This window comes from Streptomyces sp. NPDC058284 (assembly GCF_042881135.1).
Classification (GTDB): Bacteria; Actinomycetota; Actinomycetes; order Streptomycetales; family Streptomycetaceae; genus Streptomyces.
Window position 1 is genome coordinate 69,400 of record NZ_JBHVYE010000005.1, and the last position, 18,930, is coordinate 88,329.

Sequence of the window (18,930 nt, forward strand, 5' to 3'; positions counted from 1 at the left end):
GGCGAAGGGGCCCGCACGACTCGTAGAATCGTGCGCACCATGGCCTACCTCGACCACGCAGCGACCACTCCGATGCTCCCGGAGGCGATCGCGGCGATGACCGCGCAGATCGCCGTCACCGGCAACGCCTCCTCGCTGCACGCGGCGGGGCGGCGGGCGCGACGCACCGTCGAGGAGGCCCGCGAGTCGCTCGCCGAGTCGCTCGGCGCGCGCCCCAGCGAGACCGTCTTCACCTCCGGCGGCACCGAGGCGGACAACCTCGCCGTCAAGGGCCTGTACTGGGCGCGGCGCGACGCGGAACCCGCCCGCACCCGGGTGCTCGCCAGCCCCGTCGAGCACCACGCCGTCCTCGACGCCGTGCACTGGCTCGGTGAGCACGAGGGTGCCACCGTCGAGTACCTGCCGGTCGACCGGCACGGCCGCGTGCACCCCGAAGCCCTGCGCGAAGCCATCGCCCGCAACCCCGACGACGTCGCCCTGGCCACCGTCATGTGGGCCAACAACGAGATCGGCACCATCATGCCGATCCGTGAACTGGCCGATGTCGCCCAGGAGTTCGGCGTCCCGCTGCACGCCGACGCCGTGCAGGCCTACGGCCAGATCCCCGTCGACTTCGGCGCCTCCGGGCTCGCCGCGATGACCGTTTCCGGTCACAAGGTGGGCGGTCCCTACGGCATCGGCGCGCTGCTGCTCGGCCGCGAGTACAGCCCCGTGCCCGTGCTGCACGGCGGCGGCCAGGAGCGGCACGTGCGCTCCGGGACGCTGGACGTGCCCGCCATCGCGGCGTTCGCCGTCGCGGGGGAGTACGCCGCGGCCCGCCGCGAGCAGTTCGCCGCCGAGGTCGGCGCGCTCCGCGACGACCTGGTGGCCGCCGTCCGCTCGGTGGCCCCCGAGGCGATCCTCGGCGGCGATCCCGCCCCGGAGGGCCGGCTCCCCGCCAACGCGCACTTCACCTTCCCCGGCTGCGAGGGCGACTCCCTCCTGCTGCTCCTCGACGCGCAGGGCATCGAGTGCTCCACCGGCTCCGCGTGCACGGCGGGCATCGCCCAGCCGAGCCACGTCCTGCTCGCCACCGGCACCGACCCGGACCTCGCCCGCTCCACCCTCCGCTTCTCGCTCGGCCACACGTCGACGAAGGCGGACGTCGACGCGGTGGCGGCGGCGATCGGCCCGGCGGTCGAACGGGCGCGGTCGGCGGGGCTCAGCTAGGGCTTCCCGGCCCGCTTCTTCGCGGGTGGCCGGTCGAGCCGGTCCCGCGCCTCCCGCACCAGGCGTATGTACCGGTCCCAGTCCCAGTAGGGGCCCGGGTCCGTGTGGTCCGTGCCCGGCACCTCGACGTGCCCGACGATGTGCTCGCGGTCCACCGGGAAGTCGTAGCGCTTGCATATCCCGGCGGTGAGCCGCGCCGAGGCCGCGTACATCGCGTCCGTGAACGACGACCTCTTGTCGACGAAGCCCTCGTGCTCGATGCCGATGCTCCGTTCGTTCCAGCTCCTGTTGCCCGCGTGGAACGCCACGTCCAGCTCGCGGATCATCTGCGCGACGTGCCCGTCCTTGCGCACCACGTAGTGCGCGGCGGCGCCGTGCGCCGGGTCCTTGAAGACCCGCAGCGCCGTCTGGTACCCGCCCTGGACGACGTGGATCACGACACGGTCGATGGTGTAGTCGTCGGGGCGGTCCGCGCGCCGCCAGTTGTAGTCGGAGGCGGCGATCCACTGCGCGCCCCGGGCATCGACCTCGCCCTCCTTGCGGCGCTTGACCACGCCCGGCAGCCGCCACCACAGCCGCCCCAGCTCGTCCTTGGCGAGGACCACCGTCCCGACGGCCGCCGCGGCGCCGCCGATCAGCAGGGTGCGCCGGTCCACCCCGCGCCGCCCCGGCTGCCCGCCCGCGCCCTCGGTTTGTTCCCCCATATGATCGTCAACGCTTACTCACGGGCATCCGGTTCCCGTCTCCCCGTACCCTGTGAGGGCTATGACTTTGACCGAGACCCCGCAGCGTCCCCAGCGCCCCCTCCGTGTCCTCGCCGCCATGTCCGGCGGCGTGGACTCAGCCGTCGCCGCCGCCCGTGCCGCCGAAGCCGGCCACGACGTGACGGGAGTGCACCTCGCGCTCTCGGCGAACCCCCAATCGTTCCGCACGGGCGCGCGGGGCTGTTGCACCATCGAGGACTCGCGCGACGCCCGCCGCGCCGCGGACGTCATCGGCATCCCGTTCTACGTCTGGGACCTCGCCGAGCGGTTCCGCGAGGACGTGGTCGAGGACTTCGTCGCCGAGTACGAGGCGGGGCGCACCCCCAACCCGTGCCTGCGCTGCAACGAGAAGATCAAGTTCGCCGCGCTCCTGGACAAGGCCCTCGCCCTCGGCTTCGACGCGGTCGTCACCGGCCACTACGCCCAGGTGATCGTCCGCGAGGACGGCACCCGCGAGCTGCACCGCGCCTCCGACATGGCCAAGGACCAGAGCTACGTCCTGGGCGTCCTCGACGACCGCCAGCTCGCCCACGCGATGTTCCCCCTGGGCGACACGGTCACCACCAAGGAGGAGATCCGCGCGGAGGCCGAGCGCCGGGGCCTCGCGGTGGCCAAGAAGCCCGACAGCCACGACATCTGCTTCATCGCCGACGGCGACACCCAGGGCTTCCTCGCCGCCCGCCTCGGCAAGGCGGAGGGCGACATCGTGGACGAGTCCGGTGCGGTCCTCGGCTCCCACGAGGGGGCGTACGGCTACACGATCGGCCAGCGCAAGGGCCTGCGCATCGGCACCCCCGCGCCCGACGGCAAGCCGCGCTATGTCCTGGACATCTCCCCGGTGAACAACACGGTGACGGTCGGCCCCGCCGCCGCGCTCGACGTGACGGGCCTCACGGCCATCAAGCCCCGCTGGTGCGGCACCACCCCGTTCGCCCCCGGCACGTACACGGCTCAGCTCCGCGCCCACGGCGGCGAGACGTCCGTCGCCGCCGAGCTGGTCGAAGGGGAACTGCGGGTCACCTTCGACGAGCCGGTGCGGGGGGTGGCCCCCGGCCAGGCGATCGTGCTGTACGACGGCACGCGCGTGGTGGGCTCGGCGACGATCGCGACGACGGAGCGGGTGACGGCGGCGGCCTGACGCGTTCCCGGCAGCGCGAGCGGCCCCGAACGCCGCCGCCGACTTTCTCGTGCCGGTACGGAGGAATCCCTCGGCTACGGCGCAGGCGGCGTAGCTGCGTGCCCGCGGTGCTTCACGCTTCGCATCAGCGCTTCGAGTGCGGCCCGGTCCGTTGCGAGTACGTGGGCCGGGCTGTCGCTTTCGCGGAGGGCGATGTGGTCGGTGCCGGTGGCGGCGACCTCGACGCAGTTGTTGCCGGAAGCCTCGGAGAACGAGGACTTGAGCCACTTCAGCTCGGACATGTGTGACACCTCTTGCGGCTCTCTCGTGCCGGTGCGGAGGGATCCCTCGGCTATGGCGCAGGCGGCGTAGCTGCGTGCCCGCGGTGCTTCACGCTTCGCATCAGCGCTTCGAGTGCGGCCCGGTCCGTTGCGAGGACGTGGGCCGGGCTGTCGCTTTCGCGGAGGACGATGCGGTCGCCGAGCGTCGTGGCAACCTCGACGCACGCGTTGCCTGAAGCCTCGGAGAACGAGGACTTGAGCCACTTCAGCTCGGACATGCGCTGCACCTCTTGCGGCTCTTTCGTGACGGTACGGAGGAATCGCTCAGCTACGGCGTGGCTGCGTGGCCGCGGTGCTTCACGCTTCGCATCAGGGCTTCGAGTGCGGCCCGGTCCGACGCGAGGACTTGGGTCGGGCTGTCGCTTTCGCGGAGGGCGATGCGGTCGGTGCCGGTGGCGGCGACCTCGACGCAGTTGTTGCCACCGCCCCCACAGAACGAAGAACGTTGCCACTTGCTCTCGGCCATGTGCTGGTTCCCCCCTCATGGTTCGCGTGCGATGGAACGAATGAGCTCCTGTGAATCCTTCGGAGCCAACGCTGACCGTTCCATCAGGTCCAGTAGGGAACGATAGTTCGCCAAGGGGATCGGAGCATCTACGAAGTGTGCGCCGAGCGCTGTGTCCAGCTGCACCGTGTCCAACTGGGGCAGTGGCCCCTCCGCGTACAGGACCGACTGGCCGGCTCCGTGAAAACCTCCAGCGCTGAACGGGATGACCAGCAGCGTCACGTTGTCACGGTCGGCCGCGTCGGCGAGGTGCTCCAGCTGCTTGCGGGCCACGTCACGGCCGCCGAACTCCAGTCGTAGGGCCGCTTCGTGGATGATTCCGACGTACGGGGTTGGGTTCTCTCGACTCAGGATCTCCTGGCGCCTGAGCCGGTGAGCGACTCGCAGCTCGACGTCCAGCCGTGAGAGTTTGGGAACCGCCAACTCGAAGATGGCGCGCGCGTGTTCCTCTGTCTGGAACAGGCCGGGCAGGTGCACAGTCTGGGCTGTGCGAATGCGCGTCGCGTAGTGCTCGACTTCCGAGACGTCCAAGTGGCCTTCAGGGAGCTTGCTGCGGTATTCGTCCCACCAATGGCTGGACCGCCGCGTACCCGTCAGTCCCGCCAGCGCCTCGACCAGGGCTTGGTCGGGGCACTTGTAGTGGCAGGCAAGTTGGCGCACCCGCTCCTCGCTCAGCCCGGTCCTTCCCGCTTCGATGTTGGAGATCATCGTCCGGTCCGCGCCGAGGAGCGAGGCGGCTTCCTGGACGGACATGCCTGCCTGTTCACGCATGCGACGCATCTCCGTAGCCAGGCGGCGATGACGGCTTGTCGGAGCGTTTCGTTGGGCCATGAGTCCTCTCTCGTGCGCGCGAACAGTTTGGCAGTGCCGATGTGAAGCGTCTAGTGAGTCAACCAACCATGCACTCGTTCGTGAAAGTTGACTCACATGTGAATCGCAATTGCTCTACGGTGTGAGTCACGCCACTACCCGGGCCCCGCGCCCAGCGGAAGCGCACCGGCAGCCAGCTGACAAGCGCACCGCCCCAACGCGAAGTTCGGGACCCGTGGCTGACATTCACGTCCACGCGCTCCCCAGAGCGCCCCGCACCAATGGAGGTGCCGCGTGAGTTCATCCCTCAACATCCACCCCAGCCCCCTCCCCTTTACCGCCCCCTGGACCTATGAGCTCCATTTCCCCCGCGACCCCCGGGGGCCGGGAATCGCCCGCCTCACCCTGCGCGCGGTCCTCGCCGCTCACCACCTCGCCGAACTCGCCGACAGGGCAGAGCTGTTGACCACCGAGCTCGCCACGAACTCCGTGCGGCACACGAGGGGGCCCGCCTCCGTACGCCTGCACTGGCTCTGTCCCGTGCTGCGCGTCAGCGTGTGGGACATGAGCCCCGACCTGCCTCCGCTCGCCCCGCCCCCTTCGGTGAGCGTTCATGCGGACAGTGGCCGGGGGCTGGTGATCCTCGACACCGTGGCCGACCGTTGGGGCGGGTGCGCCATAGGCGAGGGAGCGTACGGGCCGGGCGGCAAGACCATGTGGTTCGAGCTGGCACTGCCGCAGGCCCCGCCGCCCCTCCTCGCCGTCTGATCAGGCGACCTTGAGCACGATCTTGCCCTGGGTGCGGCCCTGTTCTCCGTACGCGTGTGCCTTGGCCGCCTCCTCCAGGGGCAGCACCGTGTCGATCTCCACGCGCAGCTTGCCCTCGTCGACCAGGTGGGCGATCTCCAGGAGGCCCAAGCGGTCCGGCTCGACGATGGTCCAGCCGGTGTGTACGCCGCGCTCCCGCGCGCGCTCGGGGTCCGGGAGGCCGCCGGGGTCGGGGAGCGTGACCAGGTGGCCGCCGGGGCGCAGGACGACCAGGGAGCGCGTGCCGTACTCGCCGCCCACTCCGTCCAGGACGATGTCCACGTCCCGCACCGCCTCGGTGAAGTCCACGCGCGCGTAGTCGACGACTTCGTCCGCGCCGAGGCTCCGCAGGAAGTCGTGCTTGTCCGCGCGCGCGGTGCCGATGACGTACGCGCCCCTGGCCTTGGCGATCTGCACGGCCAGGTGGCCCACGCCGCCCGCCGCCGCGTGGATCAGCACGCGGTGCCCGGCGCGGAGCCCCGCCGTCTCGACCAGACCCTGCCAGGCGGTGAGCGCCGCGAGGGGGAGCGCGGCGGCCTCGACGCGGGTGAGGGAGGCGGGCTTGGGTGCGAAGCGCCGGGCGGGGGCCGCGACGAACTCCGCGTAGCCGCCGGTCTGTTCGGGGAAGCGGGGCATGCCGAAGACTTCATCACCGGGGCGGTACAGGGTCACTCCGGGGCCGACCTCCTCGACGACGCCCGACACGTCGTACCCGAGGATCGGGGTCTCTCCCCAGCTGCCGAAGGCGCCCTCCGCACGGGTCTTCCAGTCGACGGGGTTGACGCCCGCCGCATGCACCCGGACCAGGATCTCGGTGAGGCCTGGCTCGGGGCGGTCCACCTCCACCGGGACGAGGTTCTCGGGGGCGCCCCAGGCGCGGGGGGTGACGGCACGCATCTTCATGGTCCTGGTCTTTCTGTAGCGGCAAAAGGGCTGGTGGGACCAAGGGTGCGGCGGCGCGGGCCCGCGCAGTGCTGGCAGTATGGCCATGATGTGACAGGATTCGGCCATGAACCTCAATGGCCTGGGCAACCGCGACGGCGCGCATCGGGTGGCCGTCATCGCCCTGGACGGCGCGTACGCCTTCGAGCTGGGCATCCCGTCCCGGATCTTCGGCAACGCGCTGAACGACCGCGGAGAGCCGCTCTACGACGTCGTCGTCTGCACGGTCGACGGCCGCCCGGTGCGCACGGACTCCGGGTTCACGGTGGCGGCCGAGCACGGGCCCGAGGCCCTCGACGCGGCGGACACCGTGGTGATCACGCCGACCCGCAGCTTCGACCGGGGGATGGCGGGCGAGGAACTGCCGGAGCCGGTGGCCGCGGCCCTGCGGAGGATCAGGCCCGGCACCCGCATCGTGTCCTTCTGCAACGCCTCGTACGTCCTCGCGGCCGTCGGACTCCTCGACGGGCGCCCGGCGACGACGCACTGGCACGTCGCCCGCGACTTCCAGCGGTCCTTCCCCAGGATCAAGGTCGACGCGGACGTGCTCTTCGTCGACGACGGCGACGTGCTGACCGCGGCGGGCGTCGCGGCCGGCATCGACCTCTGCCTCCATGTGGTGCGCAGGGACCACGGCGCCGCCGTCGCCAACCACGTCGCACGCGTCTGCGTCGTACCGCCCTGGCGCGACGGCGGGCAGGCGCAGTACATCGAGCGGCCCGTCCCCGAACCCACCCTCGCCACGACGGCCGCCACGCGCGCGTGGGCCCTCGAACGGCTCCACGAACCGCTGCCCCTGGGCGAACTGGCCGCCCACGCGCGCATGAGCCTGCGCACCTTCACCCGCCGCTTCCAGGAGGAGGTGGGCATGCCCCCGGGGCGCTGGCTGACCGCTCAGCGCATCGAACTCGCCCGGCAGCTCCTGGAGTCCAGCGACCTGCCCGTGGACGTCGTCGCCCACCGCGCGGGGTTCGGCACCGGCAACTCACTGCGCCAGCACATGCGTTCCGTGCTCGGCGTCTCGCCGGTCGCCTACCGGCGGACGTTCACGGCCGCGTGATCTGACCTACGCTTCCGTGACCTCCGCCTCGTAGAAGCAGAAGTGGTCCTTGATCCCGGCCACGGCGGGCTTCGGCTCCGGGTACGCCCACACCGAGTCGGGTGAGCCCGGCAGCGACCAGTAGGAGGCCGTGCCCTTGAACGGGCAGTACGTGGTGGTCTCCGACGGAGTCAGCAGGTCCGTGCGCACGTCCTCCGGAGGGAGGTAGTAGCGCACCGGGTAGCCCGTCTCGCTCAGCAGCAGCGGACGAGTGCTCTCGGCGACGACCTGCCCGTCGTGCTCCACGCGCACGTGCTCCGTGCCCTGCTCGACGGTGATCCGGTGTCCCGCGGTCATGAGATGCCCTCCTCGTTGAGTGCCTTCTACAACGGACTACGACGGAACGTACCGTGGCCGCATGAACATCTGTGTCTTCCTCTCCGCCGCCGACCTCGACGAGCGCTACACCCGCCCCGCCCGCCAGTTCGCCGAACTCCTCGGCAAGGGCGGCCACACACTGGTCTGGGGCGGCTCCGAGAGCGGTCTGATGAAGGTCGTGGCGGACGGTGTGGACGAGGCCGGAGGGCGACTCGTCGGCGTCTCCGTGGACTTCCTCGCCGCGAAGGCGAGGCAGGTCTCCGAGCCCCACGAGATGGTGATCGCCCGGGACCTCGCCGAGCGCAAGGCGCTGCTCCTGGCCAAGGCCGACGCGATCGTGATCATGGTGGGCGGCACCGGCACGCTCGACGAGGCCACCGAGATCCTGGAACTGAAGAAGCACGGCAAGCACACCAAGCCGGTGGTCCTGCTGAACTCCGAGGGGTTCTACGACGGCCTCAAGGAGCAGTTCCGGCGCATGGAGGACGAGGGATTCCTGCCCGTACCCCTGACCGACCTGGTGTTCTTCGCCGAGGAGCCGGTGGGCGCACTGGCGTACCTGGAGGAATCGGAGGGCACTCAGTGATGCGAGCATGGCGGGTATGGCAACACATGTGATCACCGGGGCGGGCTCCGGCATCGGCGCGGCCGTCGCCCGCCGCCTCCACGCACGCGGCGACGACCTCGTGCTGCACGCGCGCGACGCGGGCCGCGCCAAGGAGCTCGCCGCCGAGTTCCCCGGCGCGAGCACCCTCGTCGGCGACCTCTCCGACCCCGACAAGCTGTCCTGGGCGTTCGGCCACCAGACGCTGCCCGAGCGGGTGGACTCCCTGCTCCACATCGCGGGCGTCGTCGACCTCGGCCCCGTCGGCGAGCTCACCCCCAAGGCCTGGCGCCACCAGCTCAACGTCAACCTCATCGCCCCCGCCGAACTCACCCGTCACTTCCTGCCCCAGCTCCGCCTCGCCCAGGGGCACGTGATCTTCGTGAATTCGGGCGCGGGTCTCAGCGCGGGCCCCGAGTGGTCCGCGTACGCCGCCTCCAAGCACGGCCTGAAGGCGCTCGCCGACTCGCTGCGCCAGGAGGAGCACGCGGGCGGCGTCCGGGTCACCTCGGTCTACCCCGGGCGCACCGCGAGCGCCATGCAGGTCAAGGTCCACCAGCAGGAGGGCAAGGAGTACGACGCGTCCCGCTGGATCGACCCCGAGTCGGTCGCCACGACCATCGTCATGGCCCTGGACCTGCCGCGCGACGCGGAGGTCAACGACCTGACGGTGCGGCCCGGACGATGAGCGACACGTTCACTCCGGGCCCCGCCACCGGCATCGGGTCCATGCCGGGCGGCGACGCCCGCGAGGCCGCCAAGACCGTGACCGGCAGCTTCGACGGACCCGAGCAGGGCATGCCGTACCTCGCCGAGCTGCCCGCGCGCGGACCCGGCGCCGACATGATCGGCCGCACCGCGGGGCTCCTCGTCGACCTGTACGCGCGCGTGGAGCCCAGCGGCTGGCGCCTCGGCGACCGGCCGGGCCGGGACACCCGGCGGGCCAGGGCCTGGCTCGGCGAGGACCTCGACGCCCTGGAGGAGTTCACCCAGGGGTACCGGGGCCCGCTCAAGATCCAGGCCGTCGGCCCGTGGACGCTCGCCGCGGCCCTGGAGCTGAGGAACGGCGAGGCCGCGCTCTCCGACCCCGGCGCCTGCCGCGACCTCGCGGGATCCCTCGCCGAAGGGCTGCGCGGGCACCTCGCGGACGTGCGCCGCAGAGTGCCGGACGCCCAGGTCGTGCTTCAGCTCGACGAGCCCTCCCTCATGGCCGTGCTGCGCGGACAGGTCAAGACCGCCAGCGAGTACCGCACCTACCGGGCAGTGGACCGCCAGCTCGTCGAGAGCACCCTGCGGGACGTCCTCGCCGTCCGGGGCGACGGGCCCGCGGTCATCCACTCCTGCGCGCCCGACGTGCCGTTCGCGCTGCTGCGCCGGGCCGGGGCCGACGCGATCTCGTTCGACTTCTCGCTCCTCACCGAGCGTGACGACGACGCGGTCGGAGAGGCGGTCGAGGCGGGCACGCGGCTCTTCGCCGGTGTCGTGCCGGGCGTGGACGGCGGATTGTCGGACCCTGCCGGTAGCGTCATGGGTGTCAGGACGCTGTGGCGCAGGCTGGGGCTGAATCCGGGATCACTCGCGGAGTCGGTCGTGGTCACTCCGTCGTGCGGGCTCGCGGGCGCATCACCCGCGTATGCACGCGCGGCGCTCGCCCACTGCGTCAGGGCGGCGAGATCGCTCGCGGACAACCCTGAGTAATTGGGTATGACGTAAACGGGAGGACGAAACGGTGGCTGTCGAACAGCAAGGCTCTGTGCCCGCCGAGGCACGGGATCACCATGCCCAGCTGGCCGAACAGATCGAGGAGCACCGCTTCCGGTACTACGTGAAGGACCAACCGGTCGTCAGCGACGCCGAGTTCGACAAGCTCCTGCGTTCCCTCGAAGCACTGGAGGAGAAGCACCCGGAGCTGCGCACCCCGGACTCGCCCACCCAGAAGGTCTCCGGCTCCTACGAGACGGAGTTCACGGCGGTCGAGCACCGGGAGCGCATGCTCTCCCTGGACAACGCCTTCGACGACGCGGAGCTCGCCGCCTGGGCCGACCGCGTCGCCAAGGAGGCCGGCACCCCGGACTTCCACCTCCTGTGCGAACTGAAGGTGGACGGCCTCGCGGTCAACCTCACGTACGAGAACGGCAGGCTGACCCGCGCCGCCACCCGCGGCGACGGCCGCACCGGCGAGGACATCACGCCGAACGTCCGCACGATCGCGGACATCCCGCAGCGCCTCGAGGGCGACCGGGTCCCCGCCCTCGTCGAGATCCGCGGCGAGGTCTTCTTCCCCATGGAGAAGTTCGACGAGCTCAACGCCCGCCTGGTGGAGTCGGGCGACAAGCCCTTCGCCAACCCCCGCAACGCGGCGGCGGGTTCGCTGCGCCAGAAGGACCCGCGCGTCACCGCCACCCGGCCGCTGCACATGGTGGTGCACGGCATCGGCGCCCGCGAGGGCTTCGACATCGACTGCCTCAGCCATGCCTACGACCTGCTGCGCGAGTGGGGCCTGCCCACCGCCAAGCACAACAAGGTCGTCGACGGCCTGGAGGGCGTGCGGGACTTCATCGCGTACTTCGGGGAGAACCGCCACTCCGTGGAGCACGAGATCGACGGCGTCGTCGTCAAGCTCGACGAGATCCCGCTCCAGGGCCGCCTCGGCTCCACCTCCCGCGCCCCCCGCTGGGCCATCGCCTGGAAGTACGCGCCCGAGGAGGTCAACACCAAGCTCATCAACATCAGGGTCGGCGTCGGCCGCACCGGCCGCGTCACGCCGTACGCCCAGGTCGAGCCCGTCACCGTCGCGGGCTCCGAGGTCGAGTTCGCCACCCTGCACAACCAGGACGTGGTGAAGAAGAAGGGCGTCCTCATCGGCGACACGGTCGTGATCCGCAAGGCCGGTGACGTCATCCCGGAGATCCTCGGCCCCGTCGTGGACCTGCGGGACGGCAGCGAGCGGGAGTTCGTGATGCCCGCCGAGTGCCCCGAGTGCGGCACCGAACTGCGGCCCGCGAAGGAGGCCGACATCGACCTCCGCTGCCCCAACGCCCAGTCCTGCCCCGCCCAGTTGCGCGAACGGCTCTTCTACCTGGCCGGCCGCAAGTCCCTGGACATCGAGAACTTCGGATACGTCGCGGCGGCCGCGCTGACCAGCCCCCTGGAGCCCGCCGAGCCGCCGATCCTCGACGAGGGCGACATCTTCGACCTGAAGGTCGAGGAGCTCCTGCCCATCAAGTCGTACGTCCTCGACCAGGACTCCGGCCTGCCCAAGCGCGACCCCAAGACCGGCGAGGAGAAGGTCGTCACCTTCTTCGCCAACCAGAAGGGCGAGGCGAAGAAGAACACCCTCGCCATGCTGGAGAACATCGCGGCGGCCAAGGACCGGCCGCTCGCCCGGATCCTCACGGGCCTCTCGATCCGGCACGTCGGCCCGGTGGCCGCCGAGGCGCTGGCCCGCGAGTTCCGTTCCATCGACCGCATCGAACAGGCCACCGAGGCGGAGCTGGCCGTGGCGGAGGGCGTCGGCCCGACCATCGCGGCCTCACTCAAACAGTGGTTCGCCGAGGAGTGGCACCAGGAGATCCTGCGCAAGTGGCGGGCCGCCGGGGTGCGCATGGAGGAGGAGGCCGGCGACGAGGACGAGGGTCCGCGTCCGCTGGAGGGCCTCACGGTGGTCGTCACCGGAACGCTCGAGCACTACACCCGGGATGGCGCGAAAGAGGCGCTGCAGACCCGGGGGGCCAAGGTGACCGGTTCCGTTTCGAAGAAGACCTCCTTCGTGGTCGTCGGCGACAACCCCGGCTCCAAGTACGACAAGGCCATGCAGGTGAAGGTTCCGGTTCTCAACGAGGAAGGGTTCGTCGTCCTGCTCGAACAAGGACCGGAAGCGGCGAAGGAAGTCGCGCTTCCGACCGAGGAGTAGCGGTTGAAGGCCACCCGTTCAGCGCATATCAGATGCATACGGGTGGCCGGGTCGCATTCGGGCAACCGTAGTCGACCGCTGCCCGTGGAAGCCTTCTGCGGCCTACTGTTGAGGTGTGCGCCTGCCGTGCCCCGCGCTGCTAACGGGGCATCTCCTGCTCATCAAGGGCTTGGAAGGGGGCATCCCCTGTTCGGCGCGGGACCGGGAGCGACACGTCTCCCCGCTCGCGCAGGGCTCGGGAAGAATTTTGGGCGCGGCCGGCTCCGGGCCGGGTCCGCGTGGCGTGGGCACCGCCGGCTGTGAGAGGGACGGGAATGGAACCGACCGAGAGCGCCGCCCCGGACTCACGGCTGCGCGCGCGCCTGTGGCGCGCGCCGAGCCTCTGGCTGCGCGGTCGCCGAACAGCGACGGCCACCGGCCCGTGCACCGCGTCCGGGCCCGCCGCCGGATGCGGCTCAGGGACGCTGAGCACCGCCGTCGAACCCCGCGAGCGGGCCTGGATCTCCGGGGCGCGCAGCGAAGCCGACAGGCCCACGGCCACCGCCGACGCGCTCGGCCCCGCCGCCCAGGAACCCCGCGAGCCATGGCCCCTGCTGCCCGTCGCCGTCATCACGGCGGCCACGGTGCTGCTCGGCACCGGCTTCTTCCAGGCCCTCACGGGCAGGCACGCGCTGTTCCCCTCCGGCGCCGCGGGCTGGTCCCTGGCCGTCCTCACCGGCTTCATCGTCGGCCATCTGGTCGCCCTCGGCCGCGACCGCCGGTGGGGCGGCACGGGCTCCGGCGGCGCGCTCACCGTCGCCGTCCTCCTGCTCTACGGCTGGGTGCCCGCCGGCATGGTCAGCCTCACCGTCGTCGTCCTGGTCGGCGTCGCGCGCAGGCATCGCTGGCGCCAGGGCGTCCTGCACGGCTCCGTCGACATCCTCGGCATCGGCGCGGGCGCGCTCGCCCTGGCCGCCTTCGGCACCTCACCCAGCGCCGAATCACCCTGGCTGCCCGAGACCTGGGACCTGTACACCGCGCCCCAAGTCGCCCTGGTCGCCGTCGCGTACCTCGTCCTCACCCGCGTCCTGCTCTGGTACGTCCACGCGCCGCGCACCGGCGCCCTGCCGACCGTCACCCGCACCGCCCTGGTCCGCCAGGGACTCCTCGGCATCGCGCTGCTCGGCATCGCCCCGCTGATCTGCGTGGTGGCGGTCTCCCTGCCGATCCTGCTGCCGCTCTTCGCGATCCCGCTGGTCGCGCTCGACTCCACCCTCTGGATAGCCCGCGCCAGGGCCGAGGAGCAGCTGCGGGACCCGCTCACCGGCCTGCCCAACCGGCAGTGGCTCCTGGAGCGGACCTGGACGGCCCTCGACGACGCCGAGCGGCTCGGGGCGCGCTCCGCGTTAATGCTCATCGACATGGACCGCTTCCGGTCGGTGAACGACACCCTCGGCCATCTCGCCGGCGACCGGCTGCTGCTGCAGATAGCGGACCGGCTGCGGCTCGCGCTGCCCCGCGGCGCGGAGGCGGCCCGCCTCGGCGGCGACGAGTTCGCCGTACTGCTGCCCATCGCCGACTCCACGACCTCCGCCACGCGCGCGGCCCGGCAACTGGTCGCGGCCCTCGGCTCACCGCTCGACCTGGACGGCCTGACCCTCGTCCTGGAGGCCAGCGCGGGCCTCGCCGTCTTCCCCGACCACGCGCTCGACGCCGAAGGACTCCTGCGGCGGGCGGACGTCGCGATGTACCAGGCGAAGCGGGACCGCACCGGCGTCGAGGTGTACGAGTCCAAGCGGGACTCCAACACCCCGGACCGCCTCGGCCTCCTGGGCGACCTGCGCCGGGCGCTCGACGCGGGCGACGTCGAACTCCACTACCAGCCCAAGGTCCGCTTCGACGGCAAGGTCGCGGGCCTCGAAGCGCTGGTGCGGTGGGTGCACCCCGAGCGCGGCAAGGTGCCGCCCGACGAGTTCATCGCCATCGCCGAGTCCTCCGGCCTCATGCCCCACCTGACGGAGTACGTCCTGGAGACGGCGCTCGGCCAGGTGGCGAAGTGGCAGGCACAGGGCCTCAAGGTCCCCGTCGCCGTCAACGTCTCACCGCGTGACGTCCACACGCCCGGTTTCGCCGGGGCGGTGGCGGCGCGCCTCGCCCGCCACGGGGTCCCCGCCGGGGCCCTGCAACTGGAGATAACCGAGCACGTCCTTCTGGAGGACCCGCAGCGCGCCGCGGACACCCTGGCCGGACTCACCGGCCACGGCGTCAAGATGTCGCTCGACGACTTCGGCACGGGCTACTCCTCACTGGTCCACCTGCGCCGTCTCCCGGTCAGCGAGCTGAAGATCGACCGCTCCTTCGTCGCGCGGCTCGCCGTCGACAACGAGGACGCGGAGATTGTCCGCTGCACCGTGGACCTCGCGCACTCGCTCGGCCTGCTCGTCGTCGCCGAGGGCGTCGAGGACGACGAGACCTGGGAGCGGCTGCGGGACCTCGGCTGCGACGCGGTGCAGGGCTGGCTGGTCGCCGCGGCGATGCCGGCCGAGGAGACGACCGCCTGGCTGCGGGCGCGGGGGTCCCGCGGGTGGCGCAGGCCCGTCGATGTCGCCGCGGAGGCGGCGCAGGCCGCGGAGGCGGCGGCTTCGGCCTCCACCGAGGAGCGGTCCTCGGGCCACGTGGTCCAGTAGGCACCGGACCCCCTCCCGCACCACCCGTGTGGATCCGTTGCCGGGTGCGGCTCTTCCCGTGGGGCTTCCCGCCGACAGCGGTTGCGGGGCGGAGAACCCGGCCGCGGAGCGGCCGAAGCCCCGGCGGAAGGAAACCGTTTAACGGGCACACCGCCCCGCCCCATAGGATTGGGGCCACAACCCACACACTCACCACCCCTGAGGATCGCCGCATGCCTGGCATCACGCGCGAGGAGGTCGCCCACCTCGCCCGCCTTGCACGTCTGGAGCTGAAGGCCGAGGAGCTCGACCACTTCGCCGGACAGCTCGACGACATCATCGGCGCGGTCGCCCGCGTCTCGGAGGTCGCCGACCAAGACGTACCGCCGACCTCGCACCCGCTGCCGCTGACGAACGTCATGCGCGCGGACGAGGTCCGTCCGTCGCTCACCCCCGAGCAGGCGCTCTCGGGCGCCCCGGCCCAGGAGCAGCAGCGTTTCAAGGTGCCGCAGATCCTGGGGGAGGACTAAGAACATGACGGACATCATCAAGCTCACCGCCGCCGGGATCGCCGCGAGGATCGCGTCCGGCGAGCTCACGGCCGTCGAGGTCACCGAGGCCCACCTGGCCCGTATCGAGGCCGTCGACGAGAAGGTGCACGCCTTCCTGCACGTCGACCGCGAGGGCGCCCTCGCGCAGGCCCGCGCCGTCGACGAGAAGCGCGCCAGGGGCGAGAAGCTCGGCCCGCTGGCCGGCGTCCCGATCGCGCTGAAGGACATCTTCACCACCGAGGGCGTGCCGACCACGGTCGGCTCGAAGATCCTCGAGGGCTGGATCCCGCCGTACGACGCGACCGTCACCAAGCGCCTGAAGGCCGCCGACGTCGTCATCCTCGGCAAGACCAACATGGACGAGTTCGCCATGGGGTCGAGCACGGAGAACAGCGCGTACGGGCCCACCGGCAACCCCTGGGACCTCACCCGCATCCCCGGCGGCTCCGGCGGTGGCTCCTCCGCGGCCCTCGCCGCGTACGAGAGCCCCCTCGCCATGGGCACCGACACCGGCGGCTCGATCCGCCAGCCCGCGGCCGTCACCGGCACGGTCGGCGTCAAGCCGACCTACGGCGGCGTCTCCCGCTACGGCATGGTCGCGTTCAGCTCCAGCCTCGACCAGGGCGGTCCCTGCGCCCGTACCGTCCTCGACGCCGCGCTGCTGCACGAGGTCATCGCAGGACACGACGAGCTCGACTCGACGTCCATCGACGCCCCGGTCCCGCCGGTCGTCGAGGCCGCGCGCAACGGCTCCGTACAGGGCATGCGCGTCGGCGTCGTCAAGCAGTTCCGCGGCGAGGGCTACCAGGCCGGTGTCGTCCAGCGCTTCGACGAGTCCGTCGAGCTGCTCAAGGAGCTCGGCGCCGAGATCGTCGAGCTGGACTGCCCGACCTTCGACCTGGCGCTCTCCGCGTACTACCTGATCGCGCCCTCCGAGTGCTCCTCGAACCTCGCCCGCTTCGACGCCATGCGCTACGGCCTGCGCGTCGGCGACGACGGCACCCGTTCGGCCGAGGACGTCACCGCGCTCACCCGTGAGGCCGGTTTCGGCGACGAGGTCAAGCGCCGCGTCATCCTCGGCACGTACGCCCTGAGCTCCGGCTACTACGACGCGTACTACGGAAGCGCCCAGAAGGTCCGCACGCTCATCACCCGCGAGTTCGAGGCCGCCTTCGAGCAGGTCGACGTGATCGTCTCCCCGACGACGCCGACCACCGCCTTCCCGATCGGCGAGCGCGCCGACGACCCGATGGCGATGTACCTCGCGGACCTGTGCACCATTCCGACCAACCTGGCGGGCAACGCCGCCATGTCGCTGCCCTGCGGCCTCGCGCCGGAGGACGGCCTGCCCGTCGGACTGCAGATCATCGCCCCCGCCATGAAGGACGACCGGCTGTACAAGGTCGGCGCTGCCGTCGAGGCCGCCTTCGTGGAAAAGTGGGGACACCCGCTGCTTGAGGAGGCACCGTCGCTGTGAGTGCACTGAACAAGGCCAAGGGCTTCAAGAAGACCAAGTCCGGCACGTACCTGTCGATCGGCACCACCGCTTTCGGTGCGATCAGCGTGATCAAGCAGGCCAAGAAGGCCCGCTACGACCACGACACGCTCCGGCTCGTGGACGCCGTCGTCTCCGCTGCCGCCATCGCCACCGGCGTCGCGCTGCTCCTGCGTGAGCTCAAGCGCCTCGGCGACGACGACGTCCTGCTGGGCTGAGAGGGAAAGTTTCAACCGTGACTGTCACTTCTGATCTGGTGTCGTACGAGGAAGCCCTCGCGACGTACGACCCCGTCATGGGCCTGGAGGTCCATGTCGAGCTCGGCACCAGGACCAAGATGTTCTGCGGCTGCTCGACCGCGCTCAAGCAGGACGCCAACAGCCAGACCTGCCCGACCTGCCTCGGCCTGCCCGGCGCGCTGCCGGTCGTCAACGAGATCGGCGTCGAGTCCGCGATCAAGATCGGCCTCGCGCTGAACTGCGAGATCGCCGAGTGGTGCCGATTCGCCCGGAAGAACTACTTCTATCCGGACATGCCGAAGAACTTCCAGACCTCCCAGTACGACGAGCCGATCGCCTTCAACGGCTATCTGGACGTCCAGCTGGAGGACGGCGAGGTCTTCCGCGTGGAGATCGAGCGCGCCCACATGGAGGAGGACACCGGCAAGTCCACGCACGTCGGTGGCGCGACGGGCCGTATCCACGGCGCCTCGCACTCCCTCCTGGACTACAACCGCGCGGGCATCCCGCTCATCGAGATCGTCACCAAGCCGATCGAGGGCGCGGGCGAGCGGGCCCCCGAGGTCGCCAAGGCGTACGTCGCCGAGCTGCGCGAGCTCATCAAGGCGCTCGGCGTCTCCGAGGCCCGGATGGACAAGGGCCAGATGCGCTGCGACGTGAACCTCTCGCTGCGCCCCCACGGGCAGCGCGAGTTCGGCACGCGCAGCGAGACGAAGAACGTCAACTCGCTGCGCTCCGTGGAGCGCGCGGCGCGCTTCGAGATCCAGCGCCACGCGGCGGTCCTGAACTCCGGCGGCACCATCGTGCAGGAGACCCGCCACTTCCACGAGGAGGACGGCTCCACGACCGCCGGGCGCATCAAGGACAACGCCGAGGACTACCGGTACTTCCCGGAGCCCGACCTCGTCCCCGTCGCCCCGGCCCGCGAGTGGGTCGAGCAGCTGCGGGCCGGCCTGCCCGAGATGCCGCGCGTGCGCCGCAACCGCCTCCGTGAGGAGTGGGGGATCAGCGAGCACGACATGCAGTCGATCCTCAACGCGGGCGCGGTCGAGCCGATCGTCGCCACCATCGAGGCGGGCGCCGACGCGGCGTCGGCCCGCAAGTGGTGGATGGGCGAACTGGCCCGCAACGCCAACGAGTCGGGTGTGGCCCTTGAGGAGCTGCCGATCACTCCGGCGCACGTCGCCCGGGTGACCGCGCTCGTCGCCGCCGGTGACCTGAACGACAAGCTGGCCCGCCAGGTCATCGAGGGCGTCCTGAAGGGCGAGGGCTCGCCGGACGAGGTCGTCGAGAAGCGTGGCCTGAAGGTCGTCTCGGACGAGGGCGCCCTGACGGCCGCCGTCGACGAGGCCATCGCAGGCAACCCCGGCGTCGCGGACAAGATCCGCGGTGGCAAGGTCGCTGCGGCCGGCGCGCTGGTCGGCGCGGTCATGAAGGCCACCCGTGGCCAGGCCGACGCGGCCCGCGTCAAGGAACTCATCCTGGAGAAGCTGGGCGTCAGCGAGGGCTGACGGTCACATCCCCTGCGTGAGAGCCACAGGCTCTGAGGGGGGCGGCGCACCCGACCGGGG

At 71.2% G+C, this 18,930-nt stretch carries 20 protein-coding genes; 13 read left to right on the forward strand and 7 right to left on the reverse strand.

Going from position 1 to position 18,930, the window contains the following annotated elements:
• Nucleotides 1-39: 39 nt before the first annotated feature.
• Complete coding sequence (locus ACFVYR_RS09635) at nucleotides 40-1,209, forward strand: cysteine desulfurase family protein (RefSeq protein WP_384249722.1); 1,170 nt, start codon at nucleotides 40-42, stop codon at nucleotides 1,207-1,209.
• On the opposite strand, the gene ACFVYR_RS09640 is transcribed toward ACFVYR_RS09635, so the two are convergent.
• On the reverse strand, nucleotides 1,206-1,913 hold the full coding sequence (locus ACFVYR_RS09640) for an N-acetylmuramoyl-L-alanine amidase (RefSeq protein WP_384249725.1): 708 nt from the start codon (nucleotides 1,911-1,913) through the stop codon (nucleotides 1,206-1,208). The two genes, ACFVYR_RS09635 and ACFVYR_RS09640, sit on opposite strands and share 4 nt — an antisense overlap.
• 67 nt (nucleotides 1,914-1,980) lie before the next feature.
• On the opposite strand from ACFVYR_RS09640, the gene mnmA reads away from it, so the two are divergent.
• Complete coding sequence (gene mnmA / locus ACFVYR_RS09645) at nucleotides 1,981-3,111, forward strand: tRNA 2-thiouridine(34) synthase MnmA (protein ID WP_384250200.1); 1,131 nt, start codon at nucleotides 1,981-1,983, stop codon at nucleotides 3,109-3,111.
• Nucleotides 3,112-3,185: 74 nt separating this feature from the next.
• Here mnmA and ACFVYR_RS09650 read toward each other — a convergent pair whose 3' ends face one another.
• The 4 genes from ACFVYR_RS09650 to ACFVYR_RS09665 are packed head-to-tail and all read right to left on the reverse strand — an operon-like array spanning nucleotide 3,186 to nucleotide 4,767.
• On the reverse strand, nucleotides 3,186-3,392 hold the full coding sequence (locus ACFVYR_RS09650) for a DUF397 domain-containing protein (RefSeq protein WP_384249728.1): 207 nt from the start codon (nucleotides 3,390-3,392) through the stop codon (nucleotides 3,186-3,188).
• A 50-nt stretch (nucleotides 3,393-3,442) separates the two neighbouring features.
• Nucleotides 3,443-3,649 (reverse strand): DUF397 domain-containing protein, encoded by a 207-nt coding sequence (locus ACFVYR_RS09655; protein ID WP_384249731.1) that lies wholly within the window; start codon nucleotides 3,647-3,649, stop codon nucleotides 3,443-3,445.
• Nucleotides 3,650-3,699: 50 nt separating this feature from the next.
• Nucleotides 3,700-3,897, reverse strand: a complete 198-nt coding sequence (locus ACFVYR_RS09660) for a DUF397 domain-containing protein (protein ID WP_384249734.1) — start codon at nucleotides 3,895-3,897, stop codon at nucleotides 3,700-3,702.
• A gap of 15 nt (nucleotides 3,898-3,912) precedes the next feature.
• Entirely contained in the window at nucleotides 3,913-4,767 is an 855-nt protein-coding gene (locus ACFVYR_RS09665) for a helix-turn-helix transcriptional regulator (protein ID WP_384249736.1), read from the reverse strand.
• A gap of 273 nt (nucleotides 4,768-5,040) precedes the next feature.
• On the opposite strand from ACFVYR_RS09665, the gene ACFVYR_RS09670 reads away from it, so the two are divergent.
• On the forward strand, nucleotides 5,041-5,514 hold the full coding sequence (locus ACFVYR_RS09670; RefSeq protein WP_384249738.1) for an ATP-binding protein: 474 nt from the start codon (nucleotides 5,041-5,043) through the stop codon (nucleotides 5,512-5,514).
• Here the strand turns inward: ACFVYR_RS09670 and ACFVYR_RS09675 are convergent, their stop codons facing one another.
• A complete protein-coding gene (locus ACFVYR_RS09675; protein WP_384250203.1) occupies nucleotides 5,515-6,450 on the reverse strand; it encodes an NADP-dependent oxidoreductase in 936 nt (311 codons plus the stop codon). It lies immediately after the preceding gene.
• A 112-nt stretch (nucleotides 6,451-6,562) separates the two neighbouring features.
• Between ACFVYR_RS09675 and ACFVYR_RS09680 the strand changes: the two genes are divergently transcribed.
• Nucleotides 6,563-7,555, forward strand: a complete 993-nt coding sequence (locus ACFVYR_RS09680) for a GlxA family transcriptional regulator (protein WP_384249741.1) — start codon at nucleotides 6,563-6,565, stop codon at nucleotides 7,553-7,555.
• A 6-nt stretch (nucleotides 7,556-7,561) separates the two neighbouring features.
• Here ACFVYR_RS09680 and ACFVYR_RS09685 read toward each other — a convergent pair whose 3' ends face one another.
• A complete protein-coding gene (locus tag ACFVYR_RS09685; RefSeq protein WP_384249743.1) occupies nucleotides 7,562-7,891 on the reverse strand; it encodes a DUF427 domain-containing protein in 330 nt (109 codons plus the stop codon).
• A 61-nt stretch (nucleotides 7,892-7,952) separates the two neighbouring features.
• On the opposite strand from ACFVYR_RS09685, the gene ACFVYR_RS09690 reads away from it, so the two are divergent.
• From ACFVYR_RS09690 to gatB, 9 genes are all read left to right on the forward strand, one after another.
• On the forward strand, nucleotides 7,953-8,498 hold the full coding sequence (locus ACFVYR_RS09690; RefSeq protein WP_384249745.1) for a TIGR00730 family Rossman fold protein: 546 nt from the start codon (nucleotides 7,953-7,955) through the stop codon (nucleotides 8,496-8,498).
• Between the two features lie 7 nt (nucleotides 8,499-8,505).
• Entirely contained in the window at nucleotides 8,506-9,204 is a 699-nt protein-coding gene (locus tag ACFVYR_RS09695) for an SDR family oxidoreductase (protein ID WP_384249748.1), read from the forward strand.
• Nucleotides 9,201-10,214: a methionine synthase gene (locus tag ACFVYR_RS09700; RefSeq protein ID WP_384249751.1), complete on the forward strand. Its 1,014-nt coding sequence runs from the start codon at nucleotides 9,201-9,203 to the stop codon at nucleotides 10,212-10,214. Before ACFVYR_RS09695 ends, ACFVYR_RS09700 begins: the two co-directional genes overlap by 4 nt.
• Nucleotides 10,215-10,245: 31 nt before the next feature.
• On the forward strand, nucleotides 10,246-12,429 hold the full coding sequence (gene ligA, locus ACFVYR_RS09705) for an NAD-dependent DNA ligase LigA (RefSeq protein WP_384249753.1): 2,184 nt from the start codon (nucleotides 10,246-10,248) through the stop codon (nucleotides 12,427-12,429).
• Between the two features lie 314 nt (nucleotides 12,430-12,743).
• On the forward strand, nucleotides 12,744-15,095 hold the full coding sequence (locus ACFVYR_RS09710; RefSeq protein WP_384249755.1) for a putative bifunctional diguanylate cyclase/phosphodiesterase: 2,352 nt from the start codon (nucleotides 12,744-12,746) through the stop codon (nucleotides 15,093-15,095).
• Nucleotides 15,096-15,307: 212 nt separating this feature from the next.
• Nucleotides 15,308-15,604, forward strand: a complete 297-nt coding sequence (gene gatC / locus ACFVYR_RS09715; RefSeq protein ID WP_010984178.1) for an Asp-tRNA(Asn)/Glu-tRNA(Gln) amidotransferase subunit GatC — start codon at nucleotides 15,308-15,310, stop codon at nucleotides 15,602-15,604.
• Nucleotides 15,605-15,608: 4 nt separating this feature from the next.
• On the forward strand, nucleotides 15,609-17,102 hold the full coding sequence (gene gatA, locus ACFVYR_RS09720) for an Asp-tRNA(Asn)/Glu-tRNA(Gln) amidotransferase subunit GatA (protein WP_384249757.1): 1,494 nt from the start codon (nucleotides 15,609-15,611) through the stop codon (nucleotides 17,100-17,102).
• Nucleotides 17,099-17,338, forward strand: coding sequence for a hypothetical protein (locus tag ACFVYR_RS09725; protein WP_384249760.1), 240 nt, complete (start codon nucleotides 17,099-17,101; stop codon nucleotides 17,336-17,338). The genes gatA and ACFVYR_RS09725 overlap by 4 nt, the downstream gene beginning before the upstream one ends.
• A gap of 17 nt (nucleotides 17,339-17,355) precedes the next feature.
• Nucleotides 17,356-18,870 (forward strand): Asp-tRNA(Asn)/Glu-tRNA(Gln) amidotransferase subunit GatB, encoded by a 1,515-nt coding sequence (gatB, locus tag ACFVYR_RS09730; protein WP_384249762.1) that lies wholly within the window; start codon nucleotides 17,356-17,358, stop codon nucleotides 18,868-18,870.
• Nucleotides 18,871-18,930: the final 60 nt, after the last annotated feature.

What these genes read in the sequence shown, in the direction of transcription:
- ACFVYR_RS09635 (WP_384249722.1), top strand. Translation starts at nt 40, where the DNA reads ATGGCCTACCTCGACCACGCAGCGACCACTCCGATGCTCCCGGAGGCG.
- ACFVYR_RS09640 (WP_384249725.1), bottom strand. Translation starts at nt 1,913, where the DNA reads ATGGGGGAACAAACCGAGGGCGCGGGCGGGCAGCCGGGGCGGCGCGGG.
- ACFVYR_RS09650 (WP_384249728.1), bottom strand. Translation starts at nt 3,392, where the DNA reads ATGTCCGAGCTGAAGTGGCTCAAGTCCTCGTTCTCCGAGGCTTCCGGC.
- ACFVYR_RS09655 (WP_384249731.1), bottom strand. Translation starts at nt 3,649, where the DNA reads ATGTCCGAGCTGAAGTGGCTCAAGTCCTCGTTCTCCGAGGCTTCAGGC.
- ACFVYR_RS09660 (WP_384249734.1), bottom strand. Translation starts at nt 3,897, where the DNA reads ATGGCCGAGAGCAAGTGGCAACGTTCTTCGTTCTGTGGGGGCGGTGGC.
- ACFVYR_RS09665 (WP_384249736.1), bottom strand. Translation starts at nt 4,767, where the DNA reads ATGGCCCAACGAAACGCTCCGACAAGCCGTCATCGCCGCCTGGCTACG.
- ACFVYR_RS09675 (WP_384250203.1), bottom strand. Translation starts at nt 6,450, where the DNA reads ATGCGTGCCGTCACCCCCCGCGCCTGGGGCGCCCCCGAGAACCTCGTC.
- ACFVYR_RS09680 (WP_384249741.1), top strand. Translation starts at nt 6,563, where the DNA reads ATGAACCTCAATGGCCTGGGCAACCGCGACGGCGCGCATCGGGTGGCC.
- ACFVYR_RS09685 (WP_384249743.1), bottom strand. Translation starts at nt 7,891, where the DNA reads ATGACCGCGGGACACCGGATCACCGTCGAGCAGGGCACGGAGCACGTG.
- ACFVYR_RS09690 (WP_384249745.1), top strand. Translation starts at nt 7,953, where the DNA reads ATGAACATCTGTGTCTTCCTCTCCGCCGCCGACCTCGACGAGCGCTAC.
- ACFVYR_RS09695 (WP_384249748.1), top strand. Translation starts at nt 8,506, where the DNA reads ATGGCGGGTATGGCAACACATGTGATCACCGGGGCGGGCTCCGGCATC.
- ACFVYR_RS09700 (WP_384249751.1), top strand. Translation starts at nt 9,201, where the DNA reads ATGAGCGACACGTTCACTCCGGGCCCCGCCACCGGCATCGGGTCCATG.
- ACFVYR_RS09710 (WP_384249755.1), top strand. Translation starts at nt 12,744, where the DNA reads ATGGAACCGACCGAGAGCGCCGCCCCGGACTCACGGCTGCGCGCGCGC.
- gatC (WP_010984178.1), top strand. Translation starts at nt 15,308, where the DNA reads ATGCCTGGCATCACGCGCGAGGAGGTCGCCCACCTCGCCCGCCTTGCA.
- gatA (WP_384249757.1), top strand. Translation starts at nt 15,609, where the DNA reads ATGACGGACATCATCAAGCTCACCGCCGCCGGGATCGCCGCGAGGATC.